Origin of the sequence: Streptomyces sp. NPDC015130 (assembly GCF_043080005.1) — a bacterium.
In the GTDB taxonomy this organism is placed as follows: Bacteria; Actinomycetota; Actinomycetes; order Streptomycetales; family Streptomycetaceae; genus Streptomyces.
The window spans coordinates 1-26,054 of record NZ_JBIBVC010000011.1 but is presented as its reverse complement, the minus strand read 5'-3'; the positions used below and the strand labels follow the sequence as shown (position 1 = coordinate 26,054).

25 protein-coding genes are annotated in these 26,054 nt (G+C 72.6%); 10 read left to right on the top strand and 15 right to left on the bottom strand.

What is annotated here, in order from left to right:
* Positions 1–10 precede the first annotated feature (10 nt).
* Positions 11–844: an LLM class F420-dependent oxidoreductase gene (locus ACF08F_RS23045; protein WP_392300415.1), complete on the bottom strand. Its 834-nt coding sequence runs from the start codon at positions 842–844 to the stop codon at positions 11–13.
* A gap of 131 nt (positions 845–975) precedes the next feature.
* Here ACF08F_RS23045 and ACF08F_RS23040 point away from each other — a divergent pair, with 131 nt between their 5' ends.
* Complete coding sequence (locus tag ACF08F_RS23040) at positions 976–1,716, top strand: GNAT family N-acetyltransferase (RefSeq protein ID WP_392300414.1); 741 nt, start codon at positions 976–978, stop codon at positions 1,714–1,716.
* Here ACF08F_RS23040 and ACF08F_RS23035 read toward each other — a convergent pair.
* Positions 1,700–2,215, bottom strand: a complete 516-nt coding sequence (locus ACF08F_RS23035; RefSeq protein WP_392300413.1) for a GNAT family N-acetyltransferase — start codon at positions 2,213–2,215, stop codon at positions 1,700–1,702. The genes ACF08F_RS23040 and ACF08F_RS23035 overlap by 17 nt on opposite strands.
* 77 nt (positions 2,216–2,292) lie before the next feature.
* Between ACF08F_RS23035 and ACF08F_RS23030 the strand changes: the two genes are divergently transcribed.
* Positions 2,293–2,511: a hypothetical protein gene (locus ACF08F_RS23030; protein ID WP_392300412.1), complete on the top strand. Its 219-nt coding sequence runs from the start codon at positions 2,293–2,295 to the stop codon at positions 2,509–2,511.
* Between the two features lie 114 nt (positions 2,512–2,625).
* Here the strand turns inward: ACF08F_RS23030 and ACF08F_RS23025 are convergent, their stop codons facing one another.
* From ACF08F_RS23025 to ACF08F_RS23000, 6 genes are all read right to left on the bottom strand, one after another.
* The gene (locus ACF08F_RS23025; protein WP_392300411.1) at positions 2,626–4,191 is read right to left on the bottom strand and encodes an APC family permease; all 1,566 of its coding nucleotides are present in this window, start codon (positions 4,189–4,191) and stop codon (positions 2,626–2,628) included.
* Positions 4,192–4,432: 241 nt separating this feature from the next.
* Positions 4,433–5,887: an aldehyde dehydrogenase family protein gene (locus ACF08F_RS23020; RefSeq protein ID WP_392300410.1), complete on the bottom strand. Its 1,455-nt coding sequence runs from the start codon at positions 5,885–5,887 to the stop codon at positions 4,433–4,435.
* Positions 5,888–5,943: 56 nt separating this feature from the next.
* Complete coding sequence (locus ACF08F_RS23015; protein ID WP_392300409.1) at positions 5,944–7,683, bottom strand: amidohydrolase family protein; 1,740 nt, start codon at positions 7,681–7,683, stop codon at positions 5,944–5,946.
* Positions 7,684–7,862: 179 nt separating this feature from the next.
* On the bottom strand, positions 7,863–8,987 hold the full coding sequence (locus ACF08F_RS23010; RefSeq protein WP_392300408.1) for an LLM class flavin-dependent oxidoreductase: 1,125 nt from the start codon (positions 8,985–8,987) through the stop codon (positions 7,863–7,865).
* A 110-nt stretch (positions 8,988–9,097) separates the two neighbouring features.
* Entirely contained in the window at positions 9,098–9,871 is a 774-nt protein-coding gene (locus tag ACF08F_RS23005) for an SDR family NAD(P)-dependent oxidoreductase (protein WP_392300407.1), read from the bottom strand.
* A 14-nt stretch (positions 9,872–9,885) separates the two neighbouring features.
* Positions 9,886–10,806 (bottom strand): TIGR03619 family F420-dependent LLM class oxidoreductase, encoded by a 921-nt coding sequence (locus ACF08F_RS23000; protein WP_392300406.1) that lies wholly within the window; start codon positions 10,804–10,806, stop codon positions 9,886–9,888.
* Positions 10,807–11,003: 197 nt separating this feature from the next.
* On the opposite strand from ACF08F_RS23000, the gene ACF08F_RS22995 reads away from it, so the two are divergent.
* Together ACF08F_RS22995 and ACF08F_RS22990 are read left to right on the top strand one after the other, a co-directional pair.
* Positions 11,004–11,282 (top strand): hypothetical protein, encoded by a 279-nt coding sequence (locus tag ACF08F_RS22995; protein ID WP_189507894.1) that lies wholly within the window; start codon positions 11,004–11,006, stop codon positions 11,280–11,282.
* Positions 11,279–11,671 (top strand): type II toxin-antitoxin system VapC family toxin, encoded by a 393-nt coding sequence (locus ACF08F_RS22990; protein ID WP_392300405.1) that lies wholly within the window; start codon positions 11,279–11,281, stop codon positions 11,669–11,671. The genes ACF08F_RS22995 and ACF08F_RS22990 overlap by 4 nt, the downstream gene beginning before the upstream one ends.
* A gap of 16 nt (positions 11,672–11,687) precedes the next feature.
* Here the strand turns inward: ACF08F_RS22990 and ACF08F_RS22985 are convergent, their stop codons facing one another.
* Complete coding sequence (locus ACF08F_RS22985) at positions 11,688–12,944, bottom strand: amidohydrolase family protein (protein WP_392300616.1); 1,257 nt, start codon at positions 12,942–12,944, stop codon at positions 11,688–11,690.
* A gap of 188 nt (positions 12,945–13,132) precedes the next feature.
* Here ACF08F_RS22985 and ACF08F_RS22980 point away from each other — a divergent pair, with 188 nt between their 5' ends.
* Positions 13,133–16,195: a BTAD domain-containing putative transcriptional regulator gene (locus tag ACF08F_RS22980; RefSeq protein ID WP_392300404.1), complete on the top strand. Its 3,063-nt coding sequence runs from the start codon at positions 13,133–13,135 to the stop codon at positions 16,193–16,195.
* A 215-nt stretch (positions 16,196–16,410) separates the two neighbouring features.
* Positions 16,411–16,662 (top strand): hypothetical protein, encoded by a 252-nt coding sequence (locus tag ACF08F_RS22975; protein WP_392300403.1) that lies wholly within the window; start codon positions 16,411–16,413, stop codon positions 16,660–16,662.
* 244 nt (positions 16,663–16,906) lie between these two features.
* Here ACF08F_RS22975 and ACF08F_RS22970 read toward each other — a convergent pair whose 3' ends face one another.
* Positions 16,907–18,394, bottom strand: coding sequence for a sensor histidine kinase (locus ACF08F_RS22970; RefSeq protein WP_392300402.1), 1,488 nt, complete (start codon positions 18,392–18,394; stop codon positions 16,907–16,909).
* Positions 18,387–19,070: a response regulator transcription factor gene (locus ACF08F_RS22965; protein WP_392300401.1), complete on the bottom strand. Its 684-nt coding sequence runs from the start codon at positions 19,068–19,070 to the stop codon at positions 18,387–18,389. The genes ACF08F_RS22970 and ACF08F_RS22965 overlap by 8 nt, the downstream gene beginning before the upstream one ends.
* A 95-nt stretch (positions 19,071–19,165) precedes the next feature.
* Between ACF08F_RS22965 and ACF08F_RS22960 the strand changes: the two genes are divergently transcribed.
* A complete protein-coding gene (locus ACF08F_RS22960; RefSeq protein ID WP_392300400.1) occupies positions 19,166–20,572 on the top strand; it encodes a DUF2079 domain-containing protein in 1,407 nt (468 codons plus the stop codon).
* Here ACF08F_RS22960 and ACF08F_RS22955 read toward each other — a convergent pair.
* Genes ACF08F_RS22955 through ACF08F_RS22945 form a run of 3 tightly spaced genes read right to left on the bottom strand, consistent with a single transcriptional unit; the run spans position 20,560 to position 22,859 of the window.
* Positions 20,560–20,955, bottom strand: a complete 396-nt coding sequence (locus tag ACF08F_RS22955; RefSeq protein ID WP_392300399.1) for a PIN domain-containing protein — start codon at positions 20,953–20,955, stop codon at positions 20,560–20,562. The genes ACF08F_RS22960 and ACF08F_RS22955 overlap by 13 nt on opposite strands.
* Positions 20,952–21,266 (bottom strand): hypothetical protein, encoded by a 315-nt coding sequence (locus ACF08F_RS22950; RefSeq protein ID WP_392300398.1) that lies wholly within the window; start codon positions 21,264–21,266, stop codon positions 20,952–20,954. The genes ACF08F_RS22955 and ACF08F_RS22950 overlap by 4 nt, the downstream gene beginning before the upstream one ends.
* A 45-nt stretch (positions 21,267–21,311) precedes the next feature.
* Positions 21,312–22,859 carry a FadD3 family acyl-CoA ligase gene (locus tag ACF08F_RS22945; RefSeq protein ID WP_392300615.1) on the bottom strand — a complete coding sequence of 516 codons (1,548 nt, stop codon included), beginning with the start codon at positions 22,857–22,859 and terminating at the stop codon, positions 21,312–21,314.
* Between the two features lie 90 nt (positions 22,860–22,949).
* Between ACF08F_RS22945 and ACF08F_RS22940 the strand changes: the two genes are divergently transcribed.
* The 3 genes from ACF08F_RS22940 to ACF08F_RS22930 are packed head-to-tail and all read left to right on the top strand — an operon-like array spanning position 22,950 to position 25,321.
* Positions 22,950–24,092 (top strand): lipid-transfer protein, encoded by a 1,143-nt coding sequence (locus tag ACF08F_RS22940; protein ID WP_392300397.1) that lies wholly within the window; start codon positions 22,950–22,952, stop codon positions 24,090–24,092.
* 20 nt (positions 24,093–24,112) lie between these two features.
* Complete coding sequence (locus ACF08F_RS22935; RefSeq protein ID WP_392300614.1) at positions 24,113–24,544, top strand: Zn-ribbon domain-containing OB-fold protein; 432 nt, start codon at positions 24,113–24,115, stop codon at positions 24,542–24,544.
* Positions 24,545–25,321 carry an enoyl-CoA hydratase/isomerase family protein gene (locus ACF08F_RS22930; RefSeq protein WP_392300396.1) on the top strand — a complete coding sequence of 259 codons (777 nt, stop codon included), beginning with the start codon at positions 24,545–24,547 and terminating at the stop codon, positions 25,319–25,321.
* Here the strand turns inward: ACF08F_RS22930 and ACF08F_RS22925 are convergent.
* A complete protein-coding gene (locus ACF08F_RS22925) occupies positions 25,308–25,910 on the bottom strand; it encodes a hypothetical protein (protein ID WP_392300395.1) in 603 nt (200 codons plus the stop codon). The two genes, ACF08F_RS22930 and ACF08F_RS22925, sit on opposite strands and share 14 nt — an antisense overlap.
* Between the last annotated feature and the right edge of the window lie 144 nt (positions 25,911–26,054).

Here is a 26,054-nt window from a genome sequence, read left to right as displayed (position 1 = left end):
AGTCAATCGCTCAGAGGTACCGCGCGAACTCGTCCAGGACCCCCAGGACCTCCCGCTCGTCGCCCGGTGGGAGCTGGAGGACGACCTCCTCGCAGCCCAGTTCCGCGTAGTGCGCGAGTTTTCCGGGGCTCGGGAGGACCGCGTACGGGACGAGCCGGAGGGTCTTGGGGTCGCGGCCCGCGGACTCCCAGGCCTCGCGGAGGACCGGGAGCGACTCCGTGAGGCCCCGGCCGCCGATCGGCATCCAGCCGTCCGCCTCCGCGGCGATCCGCGCGAAGAGCTTCGGGCCCGCCGCGCCGCCCAGCAGGATGCGGGGCGCGCCGTCGCGGACCGGCTTGGGCCAGGCCTCCGAGGCGCTGACGGAGCGGCCGAACCTCCCTTCGTACGCCGTGGGTTCCGGCGCCCACAGCGCCCGCATCAGGGCCAGCCGGTCGTGGGTGAGCGCCCGGCGGGTGGACCAGTCGACGCCGTGGTCGGCGGCCTCCTCGCGGTTCCAGCCGTAGCCGACGCCGAGGGTGAAGCGGCCCCCGGAGAGGTGGTCGAGGGTCGCGATCTGCTTGGCGAGGGCGATCGCGTCGTGCTCGGCGATCAGGGTCACGCCGGTGCCGAGCCCGAGCCGCTCGGTGACGGCGGCGGCCTGCCCGAGCGCCACGAAGGGATCGAGTATGCGGCTGTACTCCCGGGGCAGCTCGCCGCCCGCCGGGTAGGGCGTGGTCCGGTCGACGGGGATGTGGGTGTGTTCGGGCAGGTAGAGCCCGCCGAAGCCCCGCTCCTCCAGCTCGCGGGCGAGCCGCACGGGGGTGATGGTCTCGTCGGTCAGGAAGATCGTGGTCGAGATCCGCATAGCGGCACGGTAGGGGGTGCGGCGTGGATTTCCGAGAGTCGCGACACGAGCCGTCCGGGTTGCGCCGCCACCGACGGCCGTCGGCCGGAAAACGGCCTGCGGTTTCCCTCGGCGCCCCCTACCGTGGCCCGGTGCTGCAGCGAATCGAGACGTTCTACGACGCCGTCCCCCGTTCCTCCGCCCGCGCCGAGGCGTACGGGCCCCTGACCCTGTTCGTGCAGGAGGGGAAGGGCTGGCCCTACTACGCCCGGCCCGCGCTCGGCCACACCGGCGACGTGCCGGTCGAGGCCGTGGAGGCCGTACGGGCCCGGCAGCGGGAGCTCGGCGTGCCCGAGGCCTTCGAGTGGGTCGCGGAGACCACGCCGGGGCTGCGCGCGGCGGTCGAGGCGAGCGGGCTCACCGTCCACGAGCACCCGCTGATGGTCCTGGAGGGCGAAGGGACCGCCGTACCGGCCCCCGAGGGGATCACCGTACGGATGGTCGGCGCGGACGACACCGCCCTGGAGAGCGCCGTCGCCGCCCCGTACGCCGCCTTCGGCATGGATCCGGAGCCCGGGACGGCCGAGCGGGTCGCCGAGCGGATCACGGCCGGGCTCACGGCGCTCGCGGCGGCGTACGGCCCCGAGGGCCGCGCCCTCGCGGCCGGGCAGCACCAGCCCGTCGGGGCGGTCACCGAGGTCGTCGGGGTCGGCACCGTCCCGTCGGCCCGCCGCCGCGGCCTCGGGCTCGCGGTGACGGCCGCGCTCGTCGCGGACGCCCGCGCGCGGGGCGCGGAGCTGGTGTTCCTGACGGCCTCGGACGCGGACGTGGCCCGGCTCTACGGGCGGCTCGGGTTCCGTACGGTCGCCACCGCGCTCATCGCGGAGACCTGAGCCCTGCGTCGGCGGTCGCGCGGGGCGGCCTGATCATCCACAGGTCGTGCTGGGTCTCGGTCTCCACGGAGAAGCCCTCCCGCTCGTAGAGCCGGACGGCCGCGCTGCCCCGCAGGGACTGCAGGCGCACGGGCAGGCCCGCGGCGTCCGCCCGGTCGAGGAGCTCCCGCAGCACCGCCGTGCCGAATCCCCGGCCCTGGGTCTCGGGGGCGAGGTAGAAGTGCTCCAGCCAGAAGCCCTCCGTGTCGCGGTGGTCGGGGCCGTGTCCCTGGTCGCCGACCTCGGCGTTCGGGACGAGTGCCGCGCAGCCGGCGAAGGCCCCGTCCACCTCGACGATCCAGGTGTGCTCGGCCCGGAAGCGGTTCCGCAGGCGCTGCCGCACCTGGTGCTCGTCGTAGAAGCCGAGCCTGACGAGGTCGTCCCGCATCACCACCGCCCGGAGATCGGCGACGGCCTCGACGTCCTCCGCCCGTGCCGGGCGCATCGACCACGTGATCATGTCCGCATCATAGGGAAGACCGCCGTTCCCCCTGTCCCGCTCGTAACCGGATCCGCACGGTCCGCGTTACGACGGGCATGAAGAGGATCCTCACCGCAGCCGCCCTGACCGTCTTCGCCGCCGCGGGCGCGGCCGGCGCCACCGCCGGAACCGCCGCCGCCGACACCGGCGGCATGAACCTGCCCTCGGTCGTCCCGCTCAGCGGCGTCCTCGCCCCCAAGCCGAAGCCCGCCGGCACCCCCGACCTGCCCCCGGCCAACGCGGCGGTCGAACGCCTCCTGCCCGGGCATCACTGACGGCCCGCACGAACAAGACGGACAAAAAGGACGAAGGCGACGGGACCCCCCACGGGCCCGCCGCCTTCGCGTTCTCGGTGACTCAGGTGCGCACGGCCGGTGGCCGTGGGGCCGTCAGTCGGCCATCACCAGGGACGGGGTCTCCTTCGTCAGGATCTCGCCGCGAAAGAAGGCCGGGCTCCGGCGCTGCATGACCAGCATGATCACCACGCCGAGGAGCAGCAGCCCCACGCCGATCACGAAGACCGAGCCGACGCCGAGGACGGCGGAGCCGGAGCCGTAGGCCGGGTCCCACATGTCGTACAGGGTCTTGCCGAAGACCGCGGTCAGCATCAGGCCGCCGAGCAGCGGCATGAGGCCCTTGTAGGCGAAGTCCCGGCCGGAGCGGAAGAGCTCGCCGCGGAAGTACCAGACGCAGGCGAAGGCCGTCAGGGCGTAGTAGAAGCAGATCATCAGGCCGAGCGCGTAGATCGTGTCGACCAGGACGTTCTCGCTGACCAGGGTCATCACGGTGTAGAAGACGCCGGTGGCGACGCCGGCCACGATCGTGGCCTTGCCGGGGGTCTTGAACACCGGGTGGACCTTGGTGAAGGACTTCGGCAGCGCCTCGTACGTGGACATGGCGAGCACCGTGCGGGCGACCGGGATGAAGGTCGTCTGGAGGCTCGCGGCCGCCGAGGCGAGGACCGCGACGAAGAGCAGGATGCCGAGCGTCGGGCCCATGACGGGGCCCGCGAGGGCGGCGAAGACGTTGTCGGAGGTCTCCGGGTTGGCGAGGCCGAGGCCCTCCTCGCCGGAGCCGACGACCATCTGGGCGGCGATGCCGGTGGCCAGGTAGGAGCCGACCAGGACGACCATCGCGATGAGCGCGGCGCGGCCGGGGGTCTTCGCGCTGCCGGTGGTCTCCTCGTTGGTCGCCATGCAGGCGTCCCAGCCCCAGTACATGAAGATCGAGAGCGAGAGGCCGGCGGTGAAGGCGGCGAAGGACTGGACCGCGAAGGGGTTCATCCAGGACCAGGAGAAGGAGACCGAGGTCTCGAAGTCGCCGGCCTTCGACAGCGCCATCGCCACGAAGACGACGAGGACGACGAGCTGGAGTCCGACGAGGGTGTACTGGATGCCCTTGGTGGCGGTCATGCCGCGGTAGCTGATCGCGGTGGCGACGGCGATGAGCGTGAGGCAGGTGAGGATGTGGACGGCCTTGTTGTCGTCCAGGGCGGCGATGGACTCGCTGCCGGTGATCTCGCCCGCGAGGAGCCAGAAGTACGAGGTCGCGACGCCGGCGAGGTTGGAGAGCACGATGATCGTCGCGATGACGAGGCCCCAGCCGCACATCCAGCCGATCTTGGGGCCGAAGGCCTTCACGGTCCAGGTGAAGGAGGTGCCGCAGTCGGGCATGACCTTGTTGAGCTCCCGGTACGCGAAGGCGACGAGGAGCATCGGGAGGAAGCCGGCGAGGAAGATCGCGGGCATCTGCAGGCCGACCTCGCCGGCGGTGGAGCCGAGGGTCGAGGTCAGGCAGTAGACGGGGGCGACGGTCGAGATGCCGATGACGGCACTGCCGAGGAGGCCGACGGAGTTGCCGCCGAGGCCCTTGGTGCGTACGGCCTGCGTGCCGCCCGGGGCGTCGACGCCCCTTACCGTGTCTCCGGCCTGGGGCCGTGCATCCACCTGAGTCATGAACAGGACGTTAAATGCTGCGGTTTCCATATCCGGAAGATCTAAGTCCGCTCACTTGATCGATCAACGCCTTGCATTGGACGGGTCGAAGCCGATGCACGCCAATGATTGAAAGATCGACGACCCGGACGGACCGACCAACTGGTAGGTCGGTCGATCCGTGTCCGATATGCGGGAACCGCAGCAGCGCCCCAAATGTCCGTTTCCAAATTTTCCCGGGGCAGTTTCGACGGACTGGGGCTCAGCCCGGCCAGACCACCGCCTGGAGCTCGCTGTACGCGTGCAGCGCGTACGAACCGACGTCCCGTCCGACCCCGCTCTTCTTGAATCCGCCGAACGGCGCCTCCATGTTCCGTCCGATCGTGTTCACGCCCACCCCGCCGGCCCGCAGCCGGGCCGCGACCCGGAAGGCGCGGGCCACGTCGCCCGACCACACGTAGTCGATGAGGCCGTAGTCGCTGTCGTTGGCGAGCGCGATGCCCTCCTCCTCCTCGTCGAAGGGGACGACCACGACGACCGGACCGAAGATCTCCTCCCGGACCACCCGCATCTCGTTGGTGCAGTCGGCCAGCAGGGTCGGGGCCACGTAGAAGCCCTTCGCGAGGTCCGGACGCTCCCCGCCCGCGACGACCCGCGCCCCTTCCTTCCGCCCCAGCTCGACGTACGACTCCACCCGGTCGCGGTGGGCGGCCGAGATCACCGGGCCGACCACCGTGCCCGGCGCCGCCGGGTCCCCCACCTTCATGAAGGCCAGGAAGCCGGTCAGCTTCTCGATCAGCTGCTCGTGGATCCCGCGCTGCGCGAGGACCCGGGTCGGGGCCGTACAGATCTGGCCGCTGTAGAAGGCGAAGGTCGTGCCGATGCCCATGACCGCGGAGTCCAGGTCCGCGTCGTCGAAGACGAGCGCGGCCCCCTTCCCGCCCAGCTCCATCAGCTGCCGCTTGAGGGAGCGCCCGCAGACCTCGCCGATCGCCTGACCGACGGCGGTCGAGCCGGTGAAGGAGACCATGTCGACCTCCGGGGAGTCCACGGCCGCCTCGCCGACCTCCCGCGCGGAGCCCGTGACGACGTTGACGACCCCCGGCGGGACCCCGGCCTCGGCCAGGGCCCGGGTCATCGCGTACACCGAGAGCGGGTCCTGCGGGGCGGGCTTCACGAGGACCGTGTTGCCCATCGCGAGCGCCGGCGCGATCTTCCCCGCCGGGTTGGCCCAGGGGTTGTTGTACGAGGTGATGCAGGTGACCACACCGACCGGGCGCCGCACCGCGACGGCCCCGAACACCCCGGCCTTCCCCATCGGCCCGGCCTCGTTGATCTGCGGGGGCAGCGCCTGCTCGACCGGCTCCATGGCGCCGCGGGCGTACCGCCGGAAGCGGGCGGAGCCGACCGCGACCTGCATGCCGCGGGCGGTGCCGGTGGTGGCGCCGGTCTCGGCGCGCGCGAGGAGGACGTTCTCCTCGGCGTCCCGGGCCATGAGGTCCGCCGCCCGGTCGAGGATCGCCGCCCGCTCCTCCGGCTTCGTCCGCGACCAGGAGTCGAAGGCCTCGCGGGCCGCGGCGGCGGCCTCGTACACCTGCTGCCTGCTCGCCTCGGGCGCGAGGCCGACGACCTCCTCCGTGGCGGGGTCGACGACCTCGTAGTGGCCGCCGTCGGGCTCGACCCACTCGCCGCCGATGAAGAGCTTCTCGGTCCTCACGCCCTCGGTCCTCCCGTTCCCGGTCCTGCCGCCCTCGGTCCTCCCGCTCCCGTTCCTCACCTCGTGCTCACCGTCCTCGTGTCGCGGCCGGAGCGCAGCACCCGGCCGGGGATCGCGCCGGTCACCTCGTCGTCCCGTACCGTCTCCACGCCGTTGACCCGGACCGAGACGATCCCGATCGCGCGCGAGTCGAGGCGCGGGCTGTCGCCGGGCAGGTCGTGGACGAGGGTGGCCGGGCCCGCCTCGATCCGCTCCGGGTCGAAGAGGACCAGGTCGGCGTGGAAGCCCTCCTCGATCCGGCCGCGTTCGCGCAGCCCGAAGAGCCGGGCCGGGTCGTCGGTCAGCATCTTCACGGCCCGCTCCAGGGGCACCAGCTTCCGGCCGCGCAGGCAGTCGCCGAGGAAGCGGGTCGTGTACGGCGCCCCGCACATCCGGTCCAGGTGCGCGCCGGCGTCCGAGCCGCCGAGCAGCACGTCCTCGTGGTCCCAGGTCTCGCGGCGCAGGGCCCACGAGGCCGGGTCGTTGTCGGTGGGCATCGGCCACAGCACGGTCCGCAGATCGTCGTTGGCGCAGATCTCGACGAGGCACTGGAAGGGGTCCTGGCCGCGTTCGGCGGCGATGTCCTTCACGACCCGGCCGGTCAGGCCCTCGTTCTCGGCGCTGTAGGTGTCGCCGATGACGTACCGGCCGAAGTGCGCGAGCCGACGGAAGACCCCGGCCTCCTTGGAGTCGGCGCGCCGCAGCATCTCGGCCCGTACGTCGGGGTCGCGGAGCTTCGCGATCCGTTCGGGGACGGGGAGGGCGAGGATCTCGCCCCAGCCGGGGATGAGGTTGAGGGCGCAGAAGGTGCCGAGGGACATGTTCATGGGGGTGAGGATCGGCATGGTGAGGGCGACGATCCGGCCGCCGGACTTGCGGGCGCGTTCGGAGGCGGTGAGCTGGCGCGGGACGCGTTCGGGGACGGCGGCGTCGATGGTGAGGACGTTCCAGTTGAGCGGGCGGCCCGCGGCGGCCGTCATCTCGACGAAGAGGTCGATCTCGGCGTCGGAGAACTGATCGAGGCAGCCCGCGAGGATCGCCTCCAGCTGGGTGCCCTCGTGTTCGCCGACGGCCCGGGAGAGGGCGATCAGCTCGGCGGGGCCTGCGTGGCGGGAGGCGACGGGGGCGCCGTCGCCGTCGGAGTGGGTGGCGGACTGGGTGGTGGAGAGGCCCCAGGCGCCGGCGTCCATGGCCTCCTTGAGGAGGGCGACCATCCGCTCCAGCTGTTCGGGGGTGGGCTGTCCGCCGACGGCGTCGGTGCCCATCACGTACCGGCGCAGGGCGCAGTGGCCGACCATGAAGCCGGCGTTGACGGCGATGCGGCCTTCGAGTGCGTCGAGGTACTCGGCGAAGGAGGACCAGCTCCAGTCGACGCCCTCTTCGAGCGCGGCGAGGGCCATGCCCTCGACCTTGGACATCATGCGGCGCGTGTAGTCGGCGTCCTCGGGCCGGTCCGGGTGGAGCGGGGCGAGGGTGAAGCCGCAGTTGCCGCCGGCGACGGTGGTGACGCCGTGGTTCATGGAGGGGGTGGCGTACGGGTCCCAGAAGAGCTGGGCGTCGTAGTGGGTGTGGGGGTCGACGAAGCCGGGGGCGAGGACGAGGCCGGTGGCGTCCTCGGTGGTCCGGGCCTCCTCGCGTACGGTGCCGGGTTCGGCGACGACGGCGATGCGGCCGTCGCGTATGCCGACGTCGGCGGTGAAGGCGGGGGCGCCGGTGCCGTCCACGACGGTGGCGCCGGTGATCAGGTGGTCGAGCATGACGGTCCCTCTCTGCGCGTGGACGCGGGTGTGCCCCGGACCGGGGGCCGCCGCGGGGGGCCTCCGGCCGGGGCCGGGACGGGACGGCGGTCCGGGAAGACACCGCCCCGCGCTTCAGGGTGAGGTTCGGGGGGCGGGGCGCGCCGCGGGCCTGTCGGCCGGCCCGCCCGGCGGCCCGCCTACTGGCCCGCGGCCTGCCGGAAGCGGGTGGTGCGGTGGACGGGGTCCGTGTCGATCTTGGGGATCACGTGCTCGCCGATGAGCTTGATCGAGTTCATCGTGTCCTCGTACGAGATCCCGATCGGGATGCCGAAGGAGAGCTGGTCCGCTCCCGACTGCTCCCAGCGCTTGCACTGGGCGAGGACCTCGGAGGGGTCGCCGCAGATCATCAGCTCCTCCTGGATGAGGAGTTCGATGATCTCGGCCGAGTACTCGGGGAGCAGCTCGGGCCACTCGGGGATGCCCTCGGGCCGGGGGAAGGTGTCGTGGTAGCGGAAGAGCAGCGACTGGAGGTAGTTGAGGCCGCCGGAGACGGCGATCTCGACGGCCTTGTCGTGGGTCTCCGCGCAGATCGCGGTCGAGGTGACCATGACGTTGTCGTTGACGAAGTCGCCGACCGCCTTGGCCTCCTTGATCGCGGTCTTGTAGGACTCGACGACCCACTCCATGTCGGAGACCTTCTGCACGCTGAAGCCGAGGACGCCGAGGCCCTTCTTGGCGGCCATGGCGTACGAGGAGGGGGACCCGGCCGCGTACCACATGGCGGGGTGGGAGGCCCCGTACGGCTTGGGCAGGACCTTGCGGGGCGGCAGCGACCAGTGCTTGCCCTGGAAGCCGACGTACTCGTCCTGGAGCCACATCTTGGGGAACTCGGCGATCGTCTCCTCCCAGATCTCCTTCGTGTGGTTCATGTCGGTGATGCCCGGCATGAACCCGAGGATCTCGTGGGAGCCCGCGCCGCGTCCGGAGCCGAACTCGAAGCGTCCGCCGGAGAGGTGGTCGAGCATGGCGACCTTCTCGGCCACCTTCACCGGGTGGTTGACGGGGGCGAGGGGGTTGAAGATGCCGGAGCCGAGGTGGATGCGCTCGGTGGCGTGGGCGAGGTAGCCCAGGTAGACGTCGTTGGCGGAGATGTGCGAGTACTCGTCCAGGAAGTGGTGCTCGGAGGCCCAGGCGTACTTGAAGCCGGACTTGTCCGCCTGGATGACGTACTCGGTCTCCTCCATGAGGGCCTTGTGCTCGGCTTCGGGATCGGTCTCGGCGCGCTTGCCGACGTATCCCTGTACGAAGATCCCGAATTCCAAGGGGGTTCACCGTCCTCGTGAGTTTCTGACGAGTCGTCAGATTCGTGATGTGCCCGACTGTCGCACCGAGCGGCAGGTGCGTCAATACCTGACGAGTCGTCAGAGATGGCTCAGAGGATGCTCACGCCCGCCAGCCAGCCGCCGTCGATCACGAACGGCTGGCCCGTGATGTACGCCGAGTCCTCCCCCGTCAGGAAGAGCGCGAGGGCCGCGACCTCCTCCGGCCGCCCGATCCGCCCCAGCGGCACGAGCTTCCGGTACAGCCCGGCCGTGGCCGCCGGGTCGACGCCCTCCGGGTTGCTCATCGGGGTGTCGATCGCGCCGGGGCAGACCGCGTTCACCCGGATGTTCCGCGCGGCCAGTTCGAGCGCCGCGACCTTGGTGAGCCCGAGGACCGCGTGCTTGCTGGCCGCGTAGGCACCGACACCGGCCATGCCGGTGAGTCCCGTGTACGAGGCGGTGTTGACGATCGTCCCGCCGCCGGCCGCCGCGATCTCGGGCGCGACCGTCCGGATGCCGAGGAAGCAGCCCGTCTGGTTGACCGAGACGATCGCCTGGAACTCCTCCAGAGGCGTGGCGAGCAGCTCGTTGAAGCGGAGGATCCCGGCGTTGTTGACGAGCCCGTCGATCTTCCCGAAGCGTTCCCTGGCGACGGCGACCGCCGCCGTCCAGTCCTCCTCCTTCGTGACGTCGAGCCGGACGTAGACGGCCCGCTCCTCCCCCAGGCCCTCCGCCAGCTCCTTGGCCAGCGCCTCGCCGGCGTCGTCGAGCACGTCCGCGAGGACGACGCGCGCGCCCTCGGCGGCGAAGAGCCGCGCCTCCTGCTCGCCCTGGCCGCGTGCCGCGCCGGTGACGAGGACGACCCTCCCGTCGAGCTTGCCCATGCCTGCCACGCTCCTCAGTTCAGGTGGGGGGCGACCTCCGTGCCGAAGGCCGCGATCTGGTCGGTGAGTTCGGTACGGCTCCGGGAGCGGAACCGGACCTGGATCTGGTGCACACCCATGTCCCCGTATGCGCGCAGGGAGGCGGCGAGGGCCTCCGGGGCGCCGCTCAGGGTGCGGCGGCCGACGTCCCAGCCGGGGGTGCCGACGTACAGCGCCTCGGTGATGGCGCCGACCGTGATCGGCTCGGCGATCCCGGCGTCGGCGCGCAGCCGCAGGAGCCGCTGGATCTGGACGGCGAGCTTCTCGCGCGGGTCGCCCTGCGGGAGCCAGCCGTCGCCCTTGAGCGCGGCCCGGCGCACGGCGGCCGGGGACGAGCCGCCCACCCAGACGGGGACCCGCTCCTGGGCGGGCCGGGGCAGCTGCCCGAGGTCCTTGAAGGCGAACCGCTCCCCCAGGTGCTCGGGGTACTCCTCCGGGCCGAGCGCCGCCCGCAGCGCGTCGACGGTCTCGTCGAGGACGGCGCCCCGGCGCGCGAAGTCCACGCCGAGCACCTCGAACTCCTCCTGGACGTGCCCGGCGCCGACCCCGAGGACCAGCCGGCCGCCGGAGAGGTGGTCCAGGGTCGCGTACGCCTTGGCGGTGACGAGCGGATGGCGCAGGCCGACGACGGCGACGTGGGAGAGGAGCCGGACGCGCTCGGTGGCGGCGGCGAGGAAGGAGAGCGTGGCGACCGGGTCGTACCAGACGGTGCTCATCGCCCCGGCCAGGCGGCGCGGGATGGCGACGTGGTCGCAGCTCGCGAGGTAGTCGAAGCCGTGCACCTCGGCGGCGCGGGCGACGGCGAGCAGATCACCCGGACCGGCGGCCGCCTCCCAGGGCTCGGCGTAGAGGGTGGACTGCGACTGGACGGGCAGCTGCATGCCGTAGACGACCATGAGAACCCCTTAACTGACGCTCAGTCAGATCCCGAAGGGACTCATCGTCGCGGGCGGAGGGCCGGGGGGCAAGGGGTCGGGCGGAGCGAGTGGGCGATGCCGACGGGCGTACACCTTCCCGTACGGAGCCGACCGGGCGACCTGCCCCCTCGAAGGAACCCGCGGCGTCATAACAATCCGACTGTTAAAGTCGTCGCATGAGTGAGACCACGCAGCCGGGTCCCGGCGAGGGCCCGACCCGCCCCGTGTCCGTCTCCCTGCACGCGGGGACGATCGCCGCGCTCAAGGAGCGCACCGGCAAGCGTGGCATGTCCGCGTACATCGAGGCGCTCATCCAGCGCCAACTGGAGCGGGAGCGGCTGCGCGAGCTGATCGAGGACGCCGAGGCGGAGTTCGGCCCGGCCGATGCCGCCGCCGTCGAGGCGAAGCGCGCGCTGCTCCGTGGCGAGGCCGCACCCCGGGCGGACGCCGCGTGAGCGGGACGCTCGTCCTGGACTGCGAAGGCCTGTCACTGCTCGTACGACGTTCCGCGGACCTCCTCGAATGGCTCGTGGCGGCCGAGGCCGAGGACATCCGGGTCGTGACCAGCTCCGTCACCCTTGTCGAGGCCCGCGACGCCCGAGTCCCGCAGGCGCGCTTCGACTACGCCGTATCCCGCGTGAACGTGATCCCACCGAGCGAGAGCATCGCCCGCAAGGCCTGCAAGCTCCTGGCGGACGCCGGGCTGCACGGCCACAAGTACGCCCTCGACGCACTCGTGGCCGCGACCGCACTGTCCGCTCCGGCACCGGTGACGGTCCTGACCTCGGACCCGGAGGACCTGGCCGCGCTGTGCGGTCCGGGTGTCCGCGTGGTCAAGGTCTGAGCGGACCGGCACTCCGCTACGGCCGCCAGAGGCCCTCTGGCGACAGCCCCAGCAGGTCGATCGCGTTGCCGCGGACGATCCGCTCGACGACGTCCGGGGCCAGGTGGCCCATCTGGGACTCGCCCACCTCCCGCGACTTGGGCCAGGTCGAGTCGGAGTGCGGGTAGTCCGTCTCGTACAGGACGTTCCCGACGCCGATCGCGTCGAGGTTCCGCAGCCCGAAGGCGTCGTCGAAGAAGCAGCCGAAGACATGGCCGGCGAAGAGCTCGGACGGCGGGCGCAGCACCTTCTCGGCGACCCCGCCCCAGCCGCGGTTCTCCTCCCAGACGACGTCGGCGCGCTCCAGGATGTACGGGATCCAGCCGATCTGCCCCTCCGCGTACATGATCTTCAGGTTCGGGAAGCGCTCGAACTTGCCGCTCATCAGCCAGTCGACCATCGAGAAGCAGCAGTTCGCGAAGGTGATGGTGGAGCCGACCGCCGGCGGGGCGTCGGCGGAGGTGGACGGCATCCGACTGGAGGAGCCGATGTGCATGGCGATGACCGTGCCGGTCTCGTCGCAGGCGCGGAAGAAGGGGTCCCAGTGGTCCGTGTGGACGGAGGGGAGCCCGAGGTGGGGCGGGATCTCCGAGAAGGCGACGGCCCGGACCCCGCGCGCGGCGTTGCGGCGGACCTCGGCGGCGGCGAGCTCGGGGTCCCAGAGCGGGATGAGAGTGAGCGGGACGAGCCGGCCGTGGGCCTCGGGGCCGCACCACTCCTCGACCATCCAGTCGTTGTAGGCGCGGACGCAGAGCAGGCCGAGCTCGCGGTCGCCCGCCTCCGTGAAGGTCTGCCCGCAGAAGCGCGGGAAGGTGGGGAAGCAGAGCGCGGACTGGACGTGGTTGACGTCCATGTCGGCGAGGCGGTCGGGGACGGAGTGGGAGCCGGGCCGCATCTGCTCGTAGGTGATGACCTCCAGCTTTATCTCGTCCCGGTCGTAGCCGACGGCGGTGTCGAGGCGGGTCAGGGGCCGGTGCAGGTCCTCGTAGACCCACCAGTCGCCGATGGGCCCGTCGTCGCCCTTGGCGCCCATGACCGGGGCGAACTTGCCGCCGAGGAAGGTCATCTCCTTGAGGGGGGCCCGGACGATCCGGGGGCCGGTGTCGTGGAAGCGGGACGGGAGCCGGTCCCGCCAGACGTGCGGGGGCTCCACGGTGTGGTCGTCGACCGAGATGATCCTCGGGAAGGTCCCGGCCTCGGCGTCGGTCGCGGTCGCTGTCTCCGTGCTCTCCATGCTCTCCATGGCTTTTACGGTAGCGCCGATCTGACGACCCGTCAGCTATCGTGGCGCACAACGGTCCGGCAACGACCCGGTTCCAGGCCCGCTCCAGCCCCCGCCCACGGCCGACCCGATGCTGACGGACTCCCTCCGGACAAGGCAGACTGTCCTGGGCGAAACCAGCGGTACGGGCAGGGGGAGCTATGGACCGTGAAGACGGGCCGCGCGTTCCGGTGCAGCGGACTCGCAAGGCGAGCGCGGGTGCCGACGCGGGCGCGGGCACGGATTCCGAAGAACGAACGAGTACGAGTACGGGTACGGGTACGGGTACGGGCGTGGATACGTCCGGCGGCACCGATGCCGGCCCCGGCACCGGCGGTGAGCTGCGCTTCGGCGTGCTCGGTCCCGTTCGCGCCTGGCGCGGCGCCGAGGCCCTCCCCACCGGCTCGCCCCAGCAGCGCGCCCTGCTCGCCGCCCTGCTCCTGCGCGGCGGACGCACCGCCACCGCCTCCGAGCTGATCGACGCGCTCTGGGGCGAGGAACCGCCCTCGCAGGCCCTCGCGGCCGTACGGACCTACGCCTCCCGGCTCCGCAAGGCCCTCGACCCGAAGGTCCTCGTCAGCGAGTCCGGCGGCTACGCCCTGCGCACCAGGGCCCTGGACCTGCTCACCGCGCAGGAGCTGGCCGCCGAGGCCGAGAAGCTGCGGGCGTCCGGCGACCGGGCGGGCGCGCGGGAGCGGCTCGCCGAGGCCCTCGCGCTGTGGGACGGCGAGGTGCTCGCCTCCGTACCCGGCCCGTACGCCGAGACGCAGCGGGCCCGCCTGGAGGAATGGCGGCTCACGCTCCTGGAGACCCGCCTGGACATCGACCTGGAGGTCGGCGCGCACGCGGAGGCCGTCTCCGAGCTGACCGCGCTCACCGCCGCGCACCCGCTGCGCGAGCGGCTCCGCGAGCTGCTGATGCTCGCCCTCTACCGGGGCGGACGGCAGGCGGAGGCGCTCGCCGTGTACGCGGACACGCGCCGGCTCCTCGCCGACGAGCTCGGGGTCGACCCGACGCCCGAACTCTCCCGGCTCCAGCAGCGCATCCTCCAGGGCGACACCGAACTCGCCCGCCCGGTCGAGGAGGCGGCCCCGGCCGCCGCGCCACTCGCCCGCCCGGCGCAGCTCCCGGCCACTGTCCCGGACTTCACCGGCCGCGCCTCCTTCGTGCGCGAGCTGGGAGACCGGCTCGCGACCGCCGAGGGCCACGTCATGGCGGTCTCGGCGCTGGCGGGCATCGGCGGCGTCGGCAAGACGACCCTCGCGGTGCACGTGGCCCACGAGGCCCGGCGGCACTTCCCGGACGGCCAGCTGTACGTGGACCTCCAGGGCGCCGGCAACCGCGCCGCGGCCACGGAGACCGTCCTCGGCTCCTTCCTCCGCGCGCTCGGCACACCGGACTCGGCCATCCCCGACTCCCTCGACGACCGCGCCGCGCTCTACCGCTCGACGCTGGACGGCCGCCGGGTCCTGGTGCTCCTGGACAACGCCCGCGACGCGGCGCAGATCCGGCCGCTCCTGCCCGGCACGGCGGGCTGCGCGGCCCTGGTGACGAGCCGGATCCGGATGGTCGACCTGGCGGGCGCGCACCTGGTGGACCTGGACGTGATGTCCCCGGAGGAGGCGCTCCAGCTCTTCACGAGGATCGTCGGCGCGGAACGCGTCCAGTCCGAGCGGGAAGCGGCCCTCGACGTGGTCGCGGCCTGCGGTTTCCTCCCCCTGGCGATCCGCATCGCGGCCTCCCGCCTGGCGGCCCGCCGCACCTGGACGGTCTCGGTCCTGGCGGCGAAGCTGGCGGACGAGCGGCGGCGACTGGACGAGCTCCAGGCGGGCGACCTCGCGGTCAAGGCGACCTTCGAACTCGGCTACGGGCAGCTCGAACCGGCGCAGGCCCGCGCCTTCCGCCTCCTGGGCCTCGCGGACGGCCCGGACATCTCCCTCGCGGCGGCGGCCGCGGTCCTCGACCTCCCCCTCTGGGACACGGAGGACCTCCTGGAGGCGCTCGTCGACACGTCGCTCCTGGAGTCGGCGGCCCCGGGCCGCTACCGCTACCACGACCTGGTCCGCCTCTACGCGCGTGCGTGCGCGGACCGCGACGAACAGCCCCCGACGGAGAAGGAGGCGGCGCTCTCGCGCCTGCTGGACTTCTACCTGTCGACGGCGGCGCGGGTGTACGCGATCGAGCGCCCGGGCGACCGCCTGGTGGACCACCTGGAACCGACGGCGTACGAGGGCCTGACCTTCACGGACCGCCACGAGGCCCAGGACTGGCTCTACGCCGAGGCCAACTGCCTCCTGGCCACGGTCCGCCAGTCCGCCGCCTCCCCGACGACCCTCCGCCGAGCGGTGGACCTGCTGTGGGCGTCCCTGGACCTCGGCGAGTCGGGAGCGAACTCCAGGGAGTTCGAGGCGACGGGAGCCGTCCTGCGTGACGCCGCCCGTGCCCATGCCGACGCCAAGGCCGAGGGGCGCGCGCTCATGGTCCTCGCGGGGGTCCACCACACGGCGGGCCGCTTCGCGGAAGCGGACCGGGACGCCGAACTCGCCCTGCCGCACGCGGATCGGGCCGAAGACCCGGTTCCGGCCTGCTGGTCCGCCAACGCCCGGGGCATCATCGCGCTCTACCAGAACCGGTTCGCGGAGGGCGAGCGGTACTTCACCGAGGCGATCGAACGCTTCCGCGGCATCGGGGACGAGCCGGGGGAGGCGAGCGCCCTCTGCAACCTGTCGCGCATCCACCTGGCCACGGGCCGCACGTCGAGCGCCATAGCTCTCGCCCGGCAGGGCACGGAGATCTACGACTCGATGGGGCACGCGCTCCGGGGCGCCAACGGCCGGTACGCCCTCGGTCTCGCCCTCACCCAGGACAACCAGCTCGGCGCGGCGGGCGAGCAGCTCCGCGAGGCGATGGCGGTCTTCGCCGACAGCAGGCAGCGGCTGTGGGAGGGCATGACGCTCTTCCGGCTGTCCGAGGTGGACCTCGCGGCACGCCGGCACGCCCAGGCGGCGTCGAACGCGGAGATGGCCCTCACGGTGCTGCGGGGCATCGGCGGGGAGTGGCGGCGGGGGAACGTCCTCACCGTCCTGGGCAGGGCCCTCACCGGCATCGGCCAGAGCGGGCGTGCGCTGGTCTGCTGGCAGGAGGCGCTCGGCATCTTCGAGGAACTCGGGGCCCCGGAGGCCGACGAGGTCCGGGTGCTGCTGGCCCCCGCAACGGCCGCATAGGCGTCCCTGCCAGTGCGTTCATCGTTCGTTTATCGCCGCCCGGCATGCTCTTCCCATGACGATCCGCCGCGTCGGGGGGCAGACGGGTCGCCGGTGAGGGCCACAGCCCCTGAGCACTAGGGTGATCGGCCCCGGAGATTCGTCCAGCGGTCCACGGGGGAACGGCTGGACGAATCTCCTTACATCTCGGACATCACACGCAGGAGTTGACGAGCATGACCGACCCGATCAAGCAGGACCCGATCATCACCACCAAGGACATGCACGCCACCTCGGAGCCGGCGCTCGACGCGATCACGGACAAGATCACGGGCGGCCACGACGAGACCATCACCACCAAGGACATGCACGCCACGTCCGAGCCCGCGGTCGGCGCGATCACGGACAAGATCACCGGTGCGCACGACGAGGCCGTCACCACCAAGGACATGCACGCCACGTCCGAGCCGTTCAAGCCGGCCAAGTAGACCATTCCCGACGGGGAAAGGCCGCGGCGGCAGGCACGGGGGAGCCGCCGGGGCCCGGGGAGGTCCGGTCGACGGGGGAGCACACGGGCTCGGGGGACACCCGGCGGGTTCAGGGGGAACCGTCCGGGAGGGCCCGTGCGCAACGCGATCGGACCACCGCACGAGGAGGGGCCGGGCATCTGCCCGGCCCCTCCGACGTGCCCGGCCCCTCCGACGTGCCCGGCGACGACCTCGCCGGGCCCGGTCAGGCCTCCGGGCACCTCGCCGGGAAGCGGGCCACCAGCCGTGCCCCCTGTGGTGAGTCCTCGATCGTCAGGGTGCCGCCGTGGTGGGTGGCGATGTCCCGGGCGATGGGGAGGCCCAGGCCCGCGCCGCCCGAGGTGCGGGTGCGGGAGGCGTCGAGGCGGGTGAAGCGGTCGAAGACGCGGGACCGGTCGGCGGGCGGGATGCCCGGGCCGTCGTCCGTCACCGTGAGCACCGTCCAGGACCCGTCGCCCTCCACCGTGACCTCGACCCGCGTCTCCGCGTGGCGGCAGGCGTTCGCCAGGAGGTTGCGGAGCAGGCGTTCCAGCCGGGTCGGGTTGCCGTGGACGAGCGTCGGCGCCGCCGGGGTCCCGCACGTGAGGAGGAGGCCCGTCGCGTCCGGGAGGTGCTCGTGCTCGCGGACCAGGTCCTCCGCCAGCGCCGCCAGGTCCACCGGCTCCCCCGCCGGCGCGGTCGCCCGGTGGCTCGCGAGGAGCAGCAGGTCGTCGGTGAGTGCCTGGAGGCGTACGACGTCGGCCGCCGCCCCCGCCACCACCTCCGGCCACTCCGTCACCGAGTCCGGGTGGCGCAGGGCCGTCTCCAGCTGGGCCCGGAGTGCCGCGAGCGGACTGCGGAGTTCGTGCGCCGCGTCCGCGACGAACTGGTGCTGGCGGGACGAGGACTGCTCCAGGCGGTCGAGGGTGTCGTTGGTCGTCTCCGCAAGGCGCGCGATCACGTCGTCGGTGGGCGGGACCGGGACCCTGCGGTCCAGGGACTGGCCGGTGATGTCGGCGAGTTCGCGGCGGATCGCCTCGACGGGGCGCAGCGCCCGCGCGGCGGTGATGTGGACGAGGACGCCGGTGAGGAGGGCGACGAGCGGCACCCCGGTGATCAGCGCGACCCAGTACGTGTTGCTCCACGGCTCCTGGTGCTCCGGCTGCGCCCGCCGCAGGACCTCGATGGTCACCGCGAACAGCCCGCCGGTCGTGGCCGCCGCCACCAGGACCGTACGGCCCCGGTACGGCAGCCGGCCCGCGCCGCCGCCGAGGGCCGCAGCCACGGCCGCCGCCGTGAGCAGACCCGTCGAGGGGCCGATGAACATCAGCCCCCAGCGGAAGGCCTCCTCCGCGACCAGCCACGGCTTGATCGGGTTCTCCCTGACGAGCCACTGGGCGTAGGTGGCGAGGAGGGCCCCCGAGGCGAGGAGGGCGGCGAAGGCCGCCCGGAGGCGTGCCGCCCGTACGTGCCCCCGGCCCGCGAGCCAGCCGACGGCGCCGACGCCCACCGCGCCGAGCAGGCAGCCGGGCCAGGCCAGGAACGCGATCTGCGGGCCCACCCGGTCGGTGGCGATCAGCTCGGGGATCACCCACGGGAGCGGCCCCACCGCCCGGTCCTCCGCCTCCAGCCAGATCACGGCCGCCGCGACGGCGAGCGTCGCCGCGAGTCCCGACGCCCACACCGGCCGGTACCGGTGACGCGGTTCAGCCACGGTCGCCGCCTCCCGTCACCCGGTATCCCGCGCCCCGCACCGTCTCGATGGTCTCCCGTCCGAACGGCGCGTCGATCTTCCGCCGTACGGCGCTGATGTAGACGTGCACGATGTTCGGGTCGCCCGTGAAGTCCGCCGACCACACCTCGTCGAGGATGTCGAGCGTCGGGACGACCTCGTCCGGGCGCAGGAGCAGGCACTGGAGCACCCCGAACTCCTTCGGGGTGAGGGAGATGTCGGCCGTTCCCCGGCCGCACGTCCGGCGCGCCTGGTCCAGCCACAGGTCGTCGCACTCCAGGAGCGTGCGCGTGCGGGCGCCGCCGCGGCGGAGGAGGGCGCGGAGGCGGGCCTCCAGGACGACGTACGAGAAGGGCTTGGCCAGGTAGTCGTCGGCGCCCGTGTCGAGGCCCTCGGCCTCGTCGTACTCGCCGTTCTTGGCCGTCAGCATCATCACCGGCACGTCGTTGGACTCGGCGCGCAGCCGGGAGCAGACCTGGTAGCCGTTGAGACCGGGCAGCATGATGTCGAGGAGGACCGCCGCGTAGCGGTGCTCCCTGGCCAGGTGGAGGCCGGTGACGCCGTCGTGGGCGACGTCGACCGTGTACCCGACGGCCGAGAGGCCGCGCCGCAGAGAGGCGGCGATCCTCTCCTCGTCCTCGATCACCAGTACGCGCATGGGGTCGAGTATCGCCGGGCCTTCGGAGCCGGGGCTGAACAAATCCTCAGGCTTCTTCAGCACCGCTTCAGGGGCGGTTGCCGAGGCTCCCCCTCATGGCCTTGATCATGAAGTCGGCGACTCCCCCCGCGCCTCTGCCCGTCCGGCTGCCGCCCGCCGGCTCCCGTGCCGTTCCCGCGCTCCTCGGCGCCGTCTTCTTCGTGCTGTACACGGTGCTCGCGCTGCGCGAGCACGCCCGCTTCCGGACCACCGGATACGACCTCGGGATCTTCGGGCAGGCCGTGCGCTCCTACGCGGAGGGGCGGGCGCCCGCCTCCGAGATCCGGGCCGCGACCGCCCCGCCGGGATTCGCCGCCGACGCGTACCCGCTCCTCGGCGACCACTTCCACCCGGTCCTGGCCGTCCTCGCGCCGCTCTACCGGCTCGTCCCGCACGTCGGCACGCTCCTCGTCGCGCAGGCCGCGCTCGTCGCCCTCGCCGTGTACGTCCTCGCCCGCACCGCCCAACAACACCTTCCCGCCCATAAGTTCGCCGCGCTCGCGATCGGGACGGCCTGCGGGCTCGGCTGGGGGGTGCAGCAGCTCATCGGCTTCGACTTCCACGAGGTCGCCTTCGCCGTGCCCCTGCTCGCCCTCGCCTGCCGCGCCTACCTGGACGGCCGGACCCGCGCCGCCGCGTGCTGGGCCGCCGCCCTGCTCCTGGTGAAGGAGGACCTGGGCGCGACCGCCGCCGTCTTCGGGCTGCTGCTCGCCCGGCGGGACCGCCGCACCGGGCTCGCCCTCACCGCCGGGTCCGTGCTCGGCACGGCCCTGATCCTGTACGGGGTGATCCCGGCCTTCGCGCCCGACGGGCGGTATCTGTACGCGGGCCAGGTCAGCGAGGCGTACGGGCTCCTCGACGGCTGGGACGTGAAGGTGCTGACCGTCCTGCTGCTGCTGGCCGTGACCGGCGGGCTCGTCGTGCGCAGCCCGCTCGCCCTGCTGCTCCTGCCGACGCTGGCCTGGCGGTTCACCTCCGCCAACCCGGCCCACTGGGAGCCGGGCCTGCACTACTCGGCGGTCCTCGTGCCGATCGCGCTCGCCGCGCTGGTCGACGCGCTGCGCCGGGGCGTACGGCTGCCGCTGGCCGTGCCCGTGGCCGTCGCGCTCCTGCTGCTGCCCACGCAGCCGCTGGCCTCCCTTGCCACACCGGGCTTCTGGCGGACGAGCCCTCGGGAGGCCGCCGCCCGTGAGGCGCTGTCACTCGTCCCCGACGGGGCCCGGGTCGCGGCGAGCAACAGCCTGGCCCCGCACCTGACCGAGCGGACGACCGTGCACCTGGTCGCGGACGGGGTGCTCGGCCGGAGCCCCGCCGTGGAGTGGCTCGTGGCGGACCGGACGGAGGCCTGGCCCTCGGGGGCGGTCGGGCGAGTGCTGCGGCAGGCCGGGGGGCGCGGGTGGCGGGTCGTGCGGGACGAGGCCGGGATCGTGGTCCTCGTCCGTCAGCGGGGTCAGATGCGCTGAACCACCACGCCTGGCGGGCAGAGCTTCGTCATGTCGTCCTCGTCGGAGGTGAACACGGTCACGATCCCGCTCTGGCGCCCCGCGATGACCGCGAGCGCCGCGTCGATCGCGTACTTGTGCCCGTGCAGGCCGGTGCTCCGCAGGAGAGTGACGGCGTCTTCCGCGATGCCCTCCGTGACGGGGACCACCACGATGCGGGAGAGCGCCCATTTCCACGCCGCAAGAGGGATCTTGGAGTGGTACGCCTCGATCAGCGTCATCGAACTCGTCACCACGCGGGCGCGCACCCGATGAGCCCTGGCCAGACGGGCGTGCATCTCGCGGTCGCGCATCGCGGCCCTGGACAGGCCCTCGCTGTCCAGCACGTAGCAGAACTCGCTCACGCCGCTTCGCTCCGGTACTCCGCCTCAGGAGCATGATCTCCCGCCTCGGCTTCCGCGCGCTCGCGTTGCCGCCGCTCCCGGTGCCGCCGCTCGATCTCGCGGAACTCCGCGTCGGCGGCGGCCTGTTCTTCCTCCGTGAGCGGCCCGTTCTCCTCGGCCATCCAGTCCACCAGCTCCCCCAGCCGATCCTGCTCCCGCTGGCGCTGCAGGACCTGCGTGACATATGCGCTGAAACCGCCCGGCCCCACCTTGGCGCGGATCTCCTCCGCGAGCTCCTCGGGCAGGGTCACCGTGTACTTCTTGGTTGCCATACCGCGTACCATACCAGCGCCCGGAGTGACCTACATCACATATCCCTACCGGCCCCGCAGCTCCCCCTTCACCACCTTCCCGCTCGCGTTCCTCGGGAGCTCCGTCACGAACTCGACCTCCCGCGGCACCTTGTAGTTCGCCATCTCCCGCCGCGACCAGGCGATCAGGTCGTCCGCCGTCACCCGCGCCCCCGCCCTGCGCACCGCGAAGGCCTTGCCGACCTCGCCGAGCCTCGGGTCGGGGATGCCGACGACCGCGACGTCCGCGATGTCGGGGTGCAGGCCCAGGAGCTGCTCGATCTCGGCCGGGTAGGCGTTGAAGCCGCCCACGATGAACATGTCCTTCAGCCGGTCCGTGATCCGCAGGTTCCCCGCCTCGTCCAGGACCCCGACGTCCCCCGTGCGCAGCCAGCCGTCCCCGTCGATCGCCGCCGCCGTCGCCTCCTCGTCCTCGAAGTAGCCGCGCATGACGTGGTGGCCGCGGACGAGGACCTCGCCGGTCGGCGAGAGCCTGACCTCGGTACCGGGCACGGGCCGGCCCGAGGTCGTGGCGACGGTGCCGGCCGGGTCGTCGCGGCGGCACATGGTGACGAGGCCGCTCGCCTCGGAGAGGCCGTACGCCGTGAGGACCGTGCCGACGCCCAGCTCCGTGCGGAGGCGTTCGACGAGCCGGAGCGGGACCACCGCCGCGCCCGTCACTACGAGGCGGAGCGAGGAGAGGTCGTGGGCCGCGCGGGCGGGGTGGTCCAGGAGGGACTGGTGGAGGGTGGGCGGGCCGGGCAGGACGGTGATGCGCTCGGCGGCGATGTTGGCGAGGACGGTGTCCACGGTGAAGACGGACTGCGGGACGATCACCGCGCCGCGCATCAGGCAGGCGAGGATCCCCGCCTTGTAGCCGAAGGTGTGGAAGAACGGGTTGACGACGAGGTACCGGTCGCCCTCCCGGAGGCCGGCGAGCTCGGACCACACGTCGTAGCAGCGCAGGCTCTGCGCGTGGCCGATGACGGCCCCCTTCGGCCGGCCCGTGGTGCCCGAGGTGTAGATGATGTCGGAGGGGTCGGAGGGGTCGATCGCGTCGGCCCGGGCACGGACCCGCTCGGCCGTGACCCGGTCGCCTTCCGCGAGGAAGGCCTTCCAGGTCGTCCAGCCCGCGTCGTCGGGCGCGGTGTCGCCGAGGACGACGACCTTCTCCAGGTGCGGGAGCGCGATGCCCGAGCGACGCAGGGAGGCCACGTACGAGGTGCCGAGGAAGGTGCCGGTGACGAAGAGCAGGCGGGCCCGGGAGCGCTGGAGGACCTGGGCCGCCTCGGTGCCCTTGAAACGGGTGTTCAGGGGGACGAGGACGGCGCCCGCGGTGACGGCGCCGAGCGCCGAGACGATCCAGTCGAGGGTGTTGGGGGCCCAGATCGCCACCCGGTCCCCCGCCCGCATCCCGGTGGCGAGGCAGGCGGCGGCGGCCCGCTCGACGCGCTCGCCGAGTTCGGCGTACGTGACGCGGACGCGCCCGTCGACGACGGCCTCGCCCTCCCCGTACCGCTCGGCCGCCGCCCGTACGAGACCGGGGATCGTGCCCCACTCCAGGTCGCCGCGCATGTCCATACCCAACCTCCCTGTAGCTGACTATCCGTCAGATTAGTTGTAGCCTGACGCGCTGTCAGCAGTGCTGCCCCATGAGGAGGTTCGGTGCTCAAGGACGCCACGGCGATCGTCGGCATAGGTCAGACCGCCTTCGCGAAACAACTCCCCGAGACGGAGAAGACACTCGCCTGCCGGGCGATCCTCGCCGCCCTCGACGACGCCGGGATCGACCCCTCCGAGGTCGACGGCTTCGCCTCGTACACGATGGAGGAGACCGACGAGGTCGAGGTCGCCAAGGCCATCGGCGCCGGCGACGTCACCTTCTTCTCCAAGGTCGGCTACGGCGGCGGAGGCTCCTGTGCCACCGTCGGCCACCTCGCCGCCGCCGTCGCCACCGGCCAGGCGAGCGTCGGCGTCGCCTGGCGCTCCCGCAAACGGGGCAGCGGCCCCCGCCCGTGGAAGAACACCGCCGTCCAGCTGCCCACCCCCGGCCAGTGGACCCGCCCCTTCGGACTGCTCCGCCCCGCCGACGAGATCGGCATGCTCGCCCGCCGCTACATGCACGAGTACGGCGCCACCCGCGACCACCTCTTCAACGTCGCGCTCGCCTGCCGCAACCGCGCCAACCAGAACCCCGCCGCGATCATGTACGAGCGCCCGCTGACCCGGGAGATGTACATGACCTCCCGCTGGATCAGCGAACCCCTCTGCCTCTTCGACAACTGCCTGGAGACCGACGGCGCCCTCGCCTGCGTCATCGTCTCCGCCGAACGGGCCCGCGACTGCCGGCAGAAACCGGTCTACGTGCACTCCGCCGCCCAGGGCCTGCCCGCCCAGCACCACGGCATGGTCAACTACTGGAACGACGACCCGCTCTCCGGCCCCGCCTGGACCGCCGCCCGACACCTCTGGAAACAGGCCGACTTCGGCCCCCAGGACGTCGACGTCGCCCAGATCTACGACGCCTTCACCCCGCTCGTCCCACTCTCCCTGGAGGGCTACGGCTTCTGCGGGCGCGGCGAGGGCGCCGCGTTCACCGAGGGCGGCGCCCTGGAGATCGGCGGCCGGCTCCCCCTCAACACCGGCGGCGGCGGACTGAGCGAGGCGTACGTCCACGGCTTCAACCTCATCAACGAGGGCGTGAAACAGCTCCGCGGCACCTCCACCGCCCAAGTGCCCGACGCCGCCACCTGCCTGGTCACGGCCGGCGAGGGCGTCCCCACCTCCGCGATCCTCCTTCGAGCCTGAGGAGCCGAGACACCATGCCGATGCTGAACCCCGTCCCCGACGAGGACGGCGCCCCCTTCTGGGAGTACACCGCCCGGGGCGAGCTCCGCGTCCAGGCCTGCGCGGCCCCCGACTGCGGCGAGCTCCGCTTCCCGCCCCGCCCCTGCTGCCCGCACTGCCACTCCTTCGACAGCGAGTGGCGGCTCATGTCCGGCCGCGGCCGCATCTGGTCGTACGTCCTGCCCCACCCCCCGCTGCTGCCCGACTACGCCGCCCAGCCCGGGTACAACGCGGTCCTCGTCGAACTCGCCGAGGCCCCCCGCATCCGCCTCGCCGGCAATGTCGTCACCGCCCCCGACGCCCCGCTGAACTCGGTCGACCCGGGCCGCCTGCGCATCGGCGCCCCGGTGCGGGTCGCCTTCACCGAGGTCGAGGGCGTCACGGTCCCCCGCTGGCTCCTGGAGCGCGGCTAGATGGCCGTCCGCGTCGAGCGCGACAAGGAGACCGGGGTCGCGGTCGTCACCCTCGACCGGCCGGAGAAGCACAACGCGATCACCCTGGACATGGCCCGCGAACTCGCCGCCGTCTGGAAGGGATTCCGGTACGAGGACGAGGTCCGCGCGATCGTCGTCACCGGCGCCGGCGGGCGGGCCTTCTGCACGGGCATCGACCGGGACGCCGTCGGGAACGTCCCGCAGCCCTCGTCCCCGTACACGATCGACGACCCCCTGCTCACGATCGGCCCCAAGGCGAACGACCTGTGGAAACCGGTGATCGCCGCCGTCGAGGGCATGGCCTGCGGCGGGGCGTTCTACCTGCTCGGCGAGGCCGAGTTCCTGGTCGCCGGCGAGGACGCCACCTTCTTCGACCCGCACACCACCTACGGGATGGTCAGCGCCTTCGAGACCATCCACATGGCGCAGCGCATGCCGTACGGGGAGATCGCCCGGATGGCCCTGATGGGCAGCGCGGAACGGGTCTCGGCCCGGCGCGCGTACGAGACGGGGCTCGTCTCCGAGCTGACCCCGGCCGGCGGGGCCCTGGAGGCCGCCCAGCGGGCCGCGGCCGTCGTCGCCGCGCACCCGACCGAAGCCGTCCAGGGCACGGTCCGGGCCCTCTGGTCGGTCACCGAGGCGTCCCGGACCCCGGCACTCGCCCACGCGCCGCACCTGGTCACCCTGGGGAACCTGCCGCCGGAACGTCAGGCGGCGCTGTTCACCCGACGGGGGCCGGGGTTCAGGACGCGGTAGGGGACGGGGTCTCGGAGGCGGTTCCCGACGGGGTCGCGGACGCGTCGGGCCGCTGCCGGACGTCGTACACCCAGCAGTCCTTCACCCGGTCGACGGCCTTCGGGGTCTTCATCCCGACCTCGAAGGTCTTCGTCCCGCCGCCGTCGACGGTGACGAGCGCGGTGGCCGAGTCCACCGCGGACCCCGCGGAGCCCTTGAACTCCAGGGTGACCTCGAACGTCTCCGTGTACGCGCTCTTCGAGGTGATCCGCAGGGTCGCCGTGGTGTCCGCCTTGCGGGCCGGCCTGCCCTTCCGCTTCTTCTGCGCCGGCTTCACGCAGTCGACGACCACGACCTCGGCCACCGCGCGGGACGCCGTGGGGGTGGGCGCCGTCGTCTGCGAGCCGGAGCCGCCGGAGCCGTCGTAGTCGTCGTTGCTCTTCTCGTCGCTGGAGCAGCCGCCGCCCGAGTCGTCGTCCGAGCCGCGGCTCTTGCCGCTCTTGCTCTTGCCGCTCCCGCCACCGCTGCTGCCGTGGCCGGTCTGGAAACCGGTCAGCGCGAGCACCACCACCGTGAGCGTCGCCGCCATCTTCAGGCGCGTGCGCACCATCGATCCTCCCTGGGCTGTCGTGTCCGCGCCACACCCTAGGGGGTGTGGCGAAAGTAGCGCCGGCCGCCCGCAGGGCGGGCCCGACGGGGTCTGGTGCGTGCGATCGCAAGGCGGAGGGTCGCCCCGATACTGGATGTATCGGGG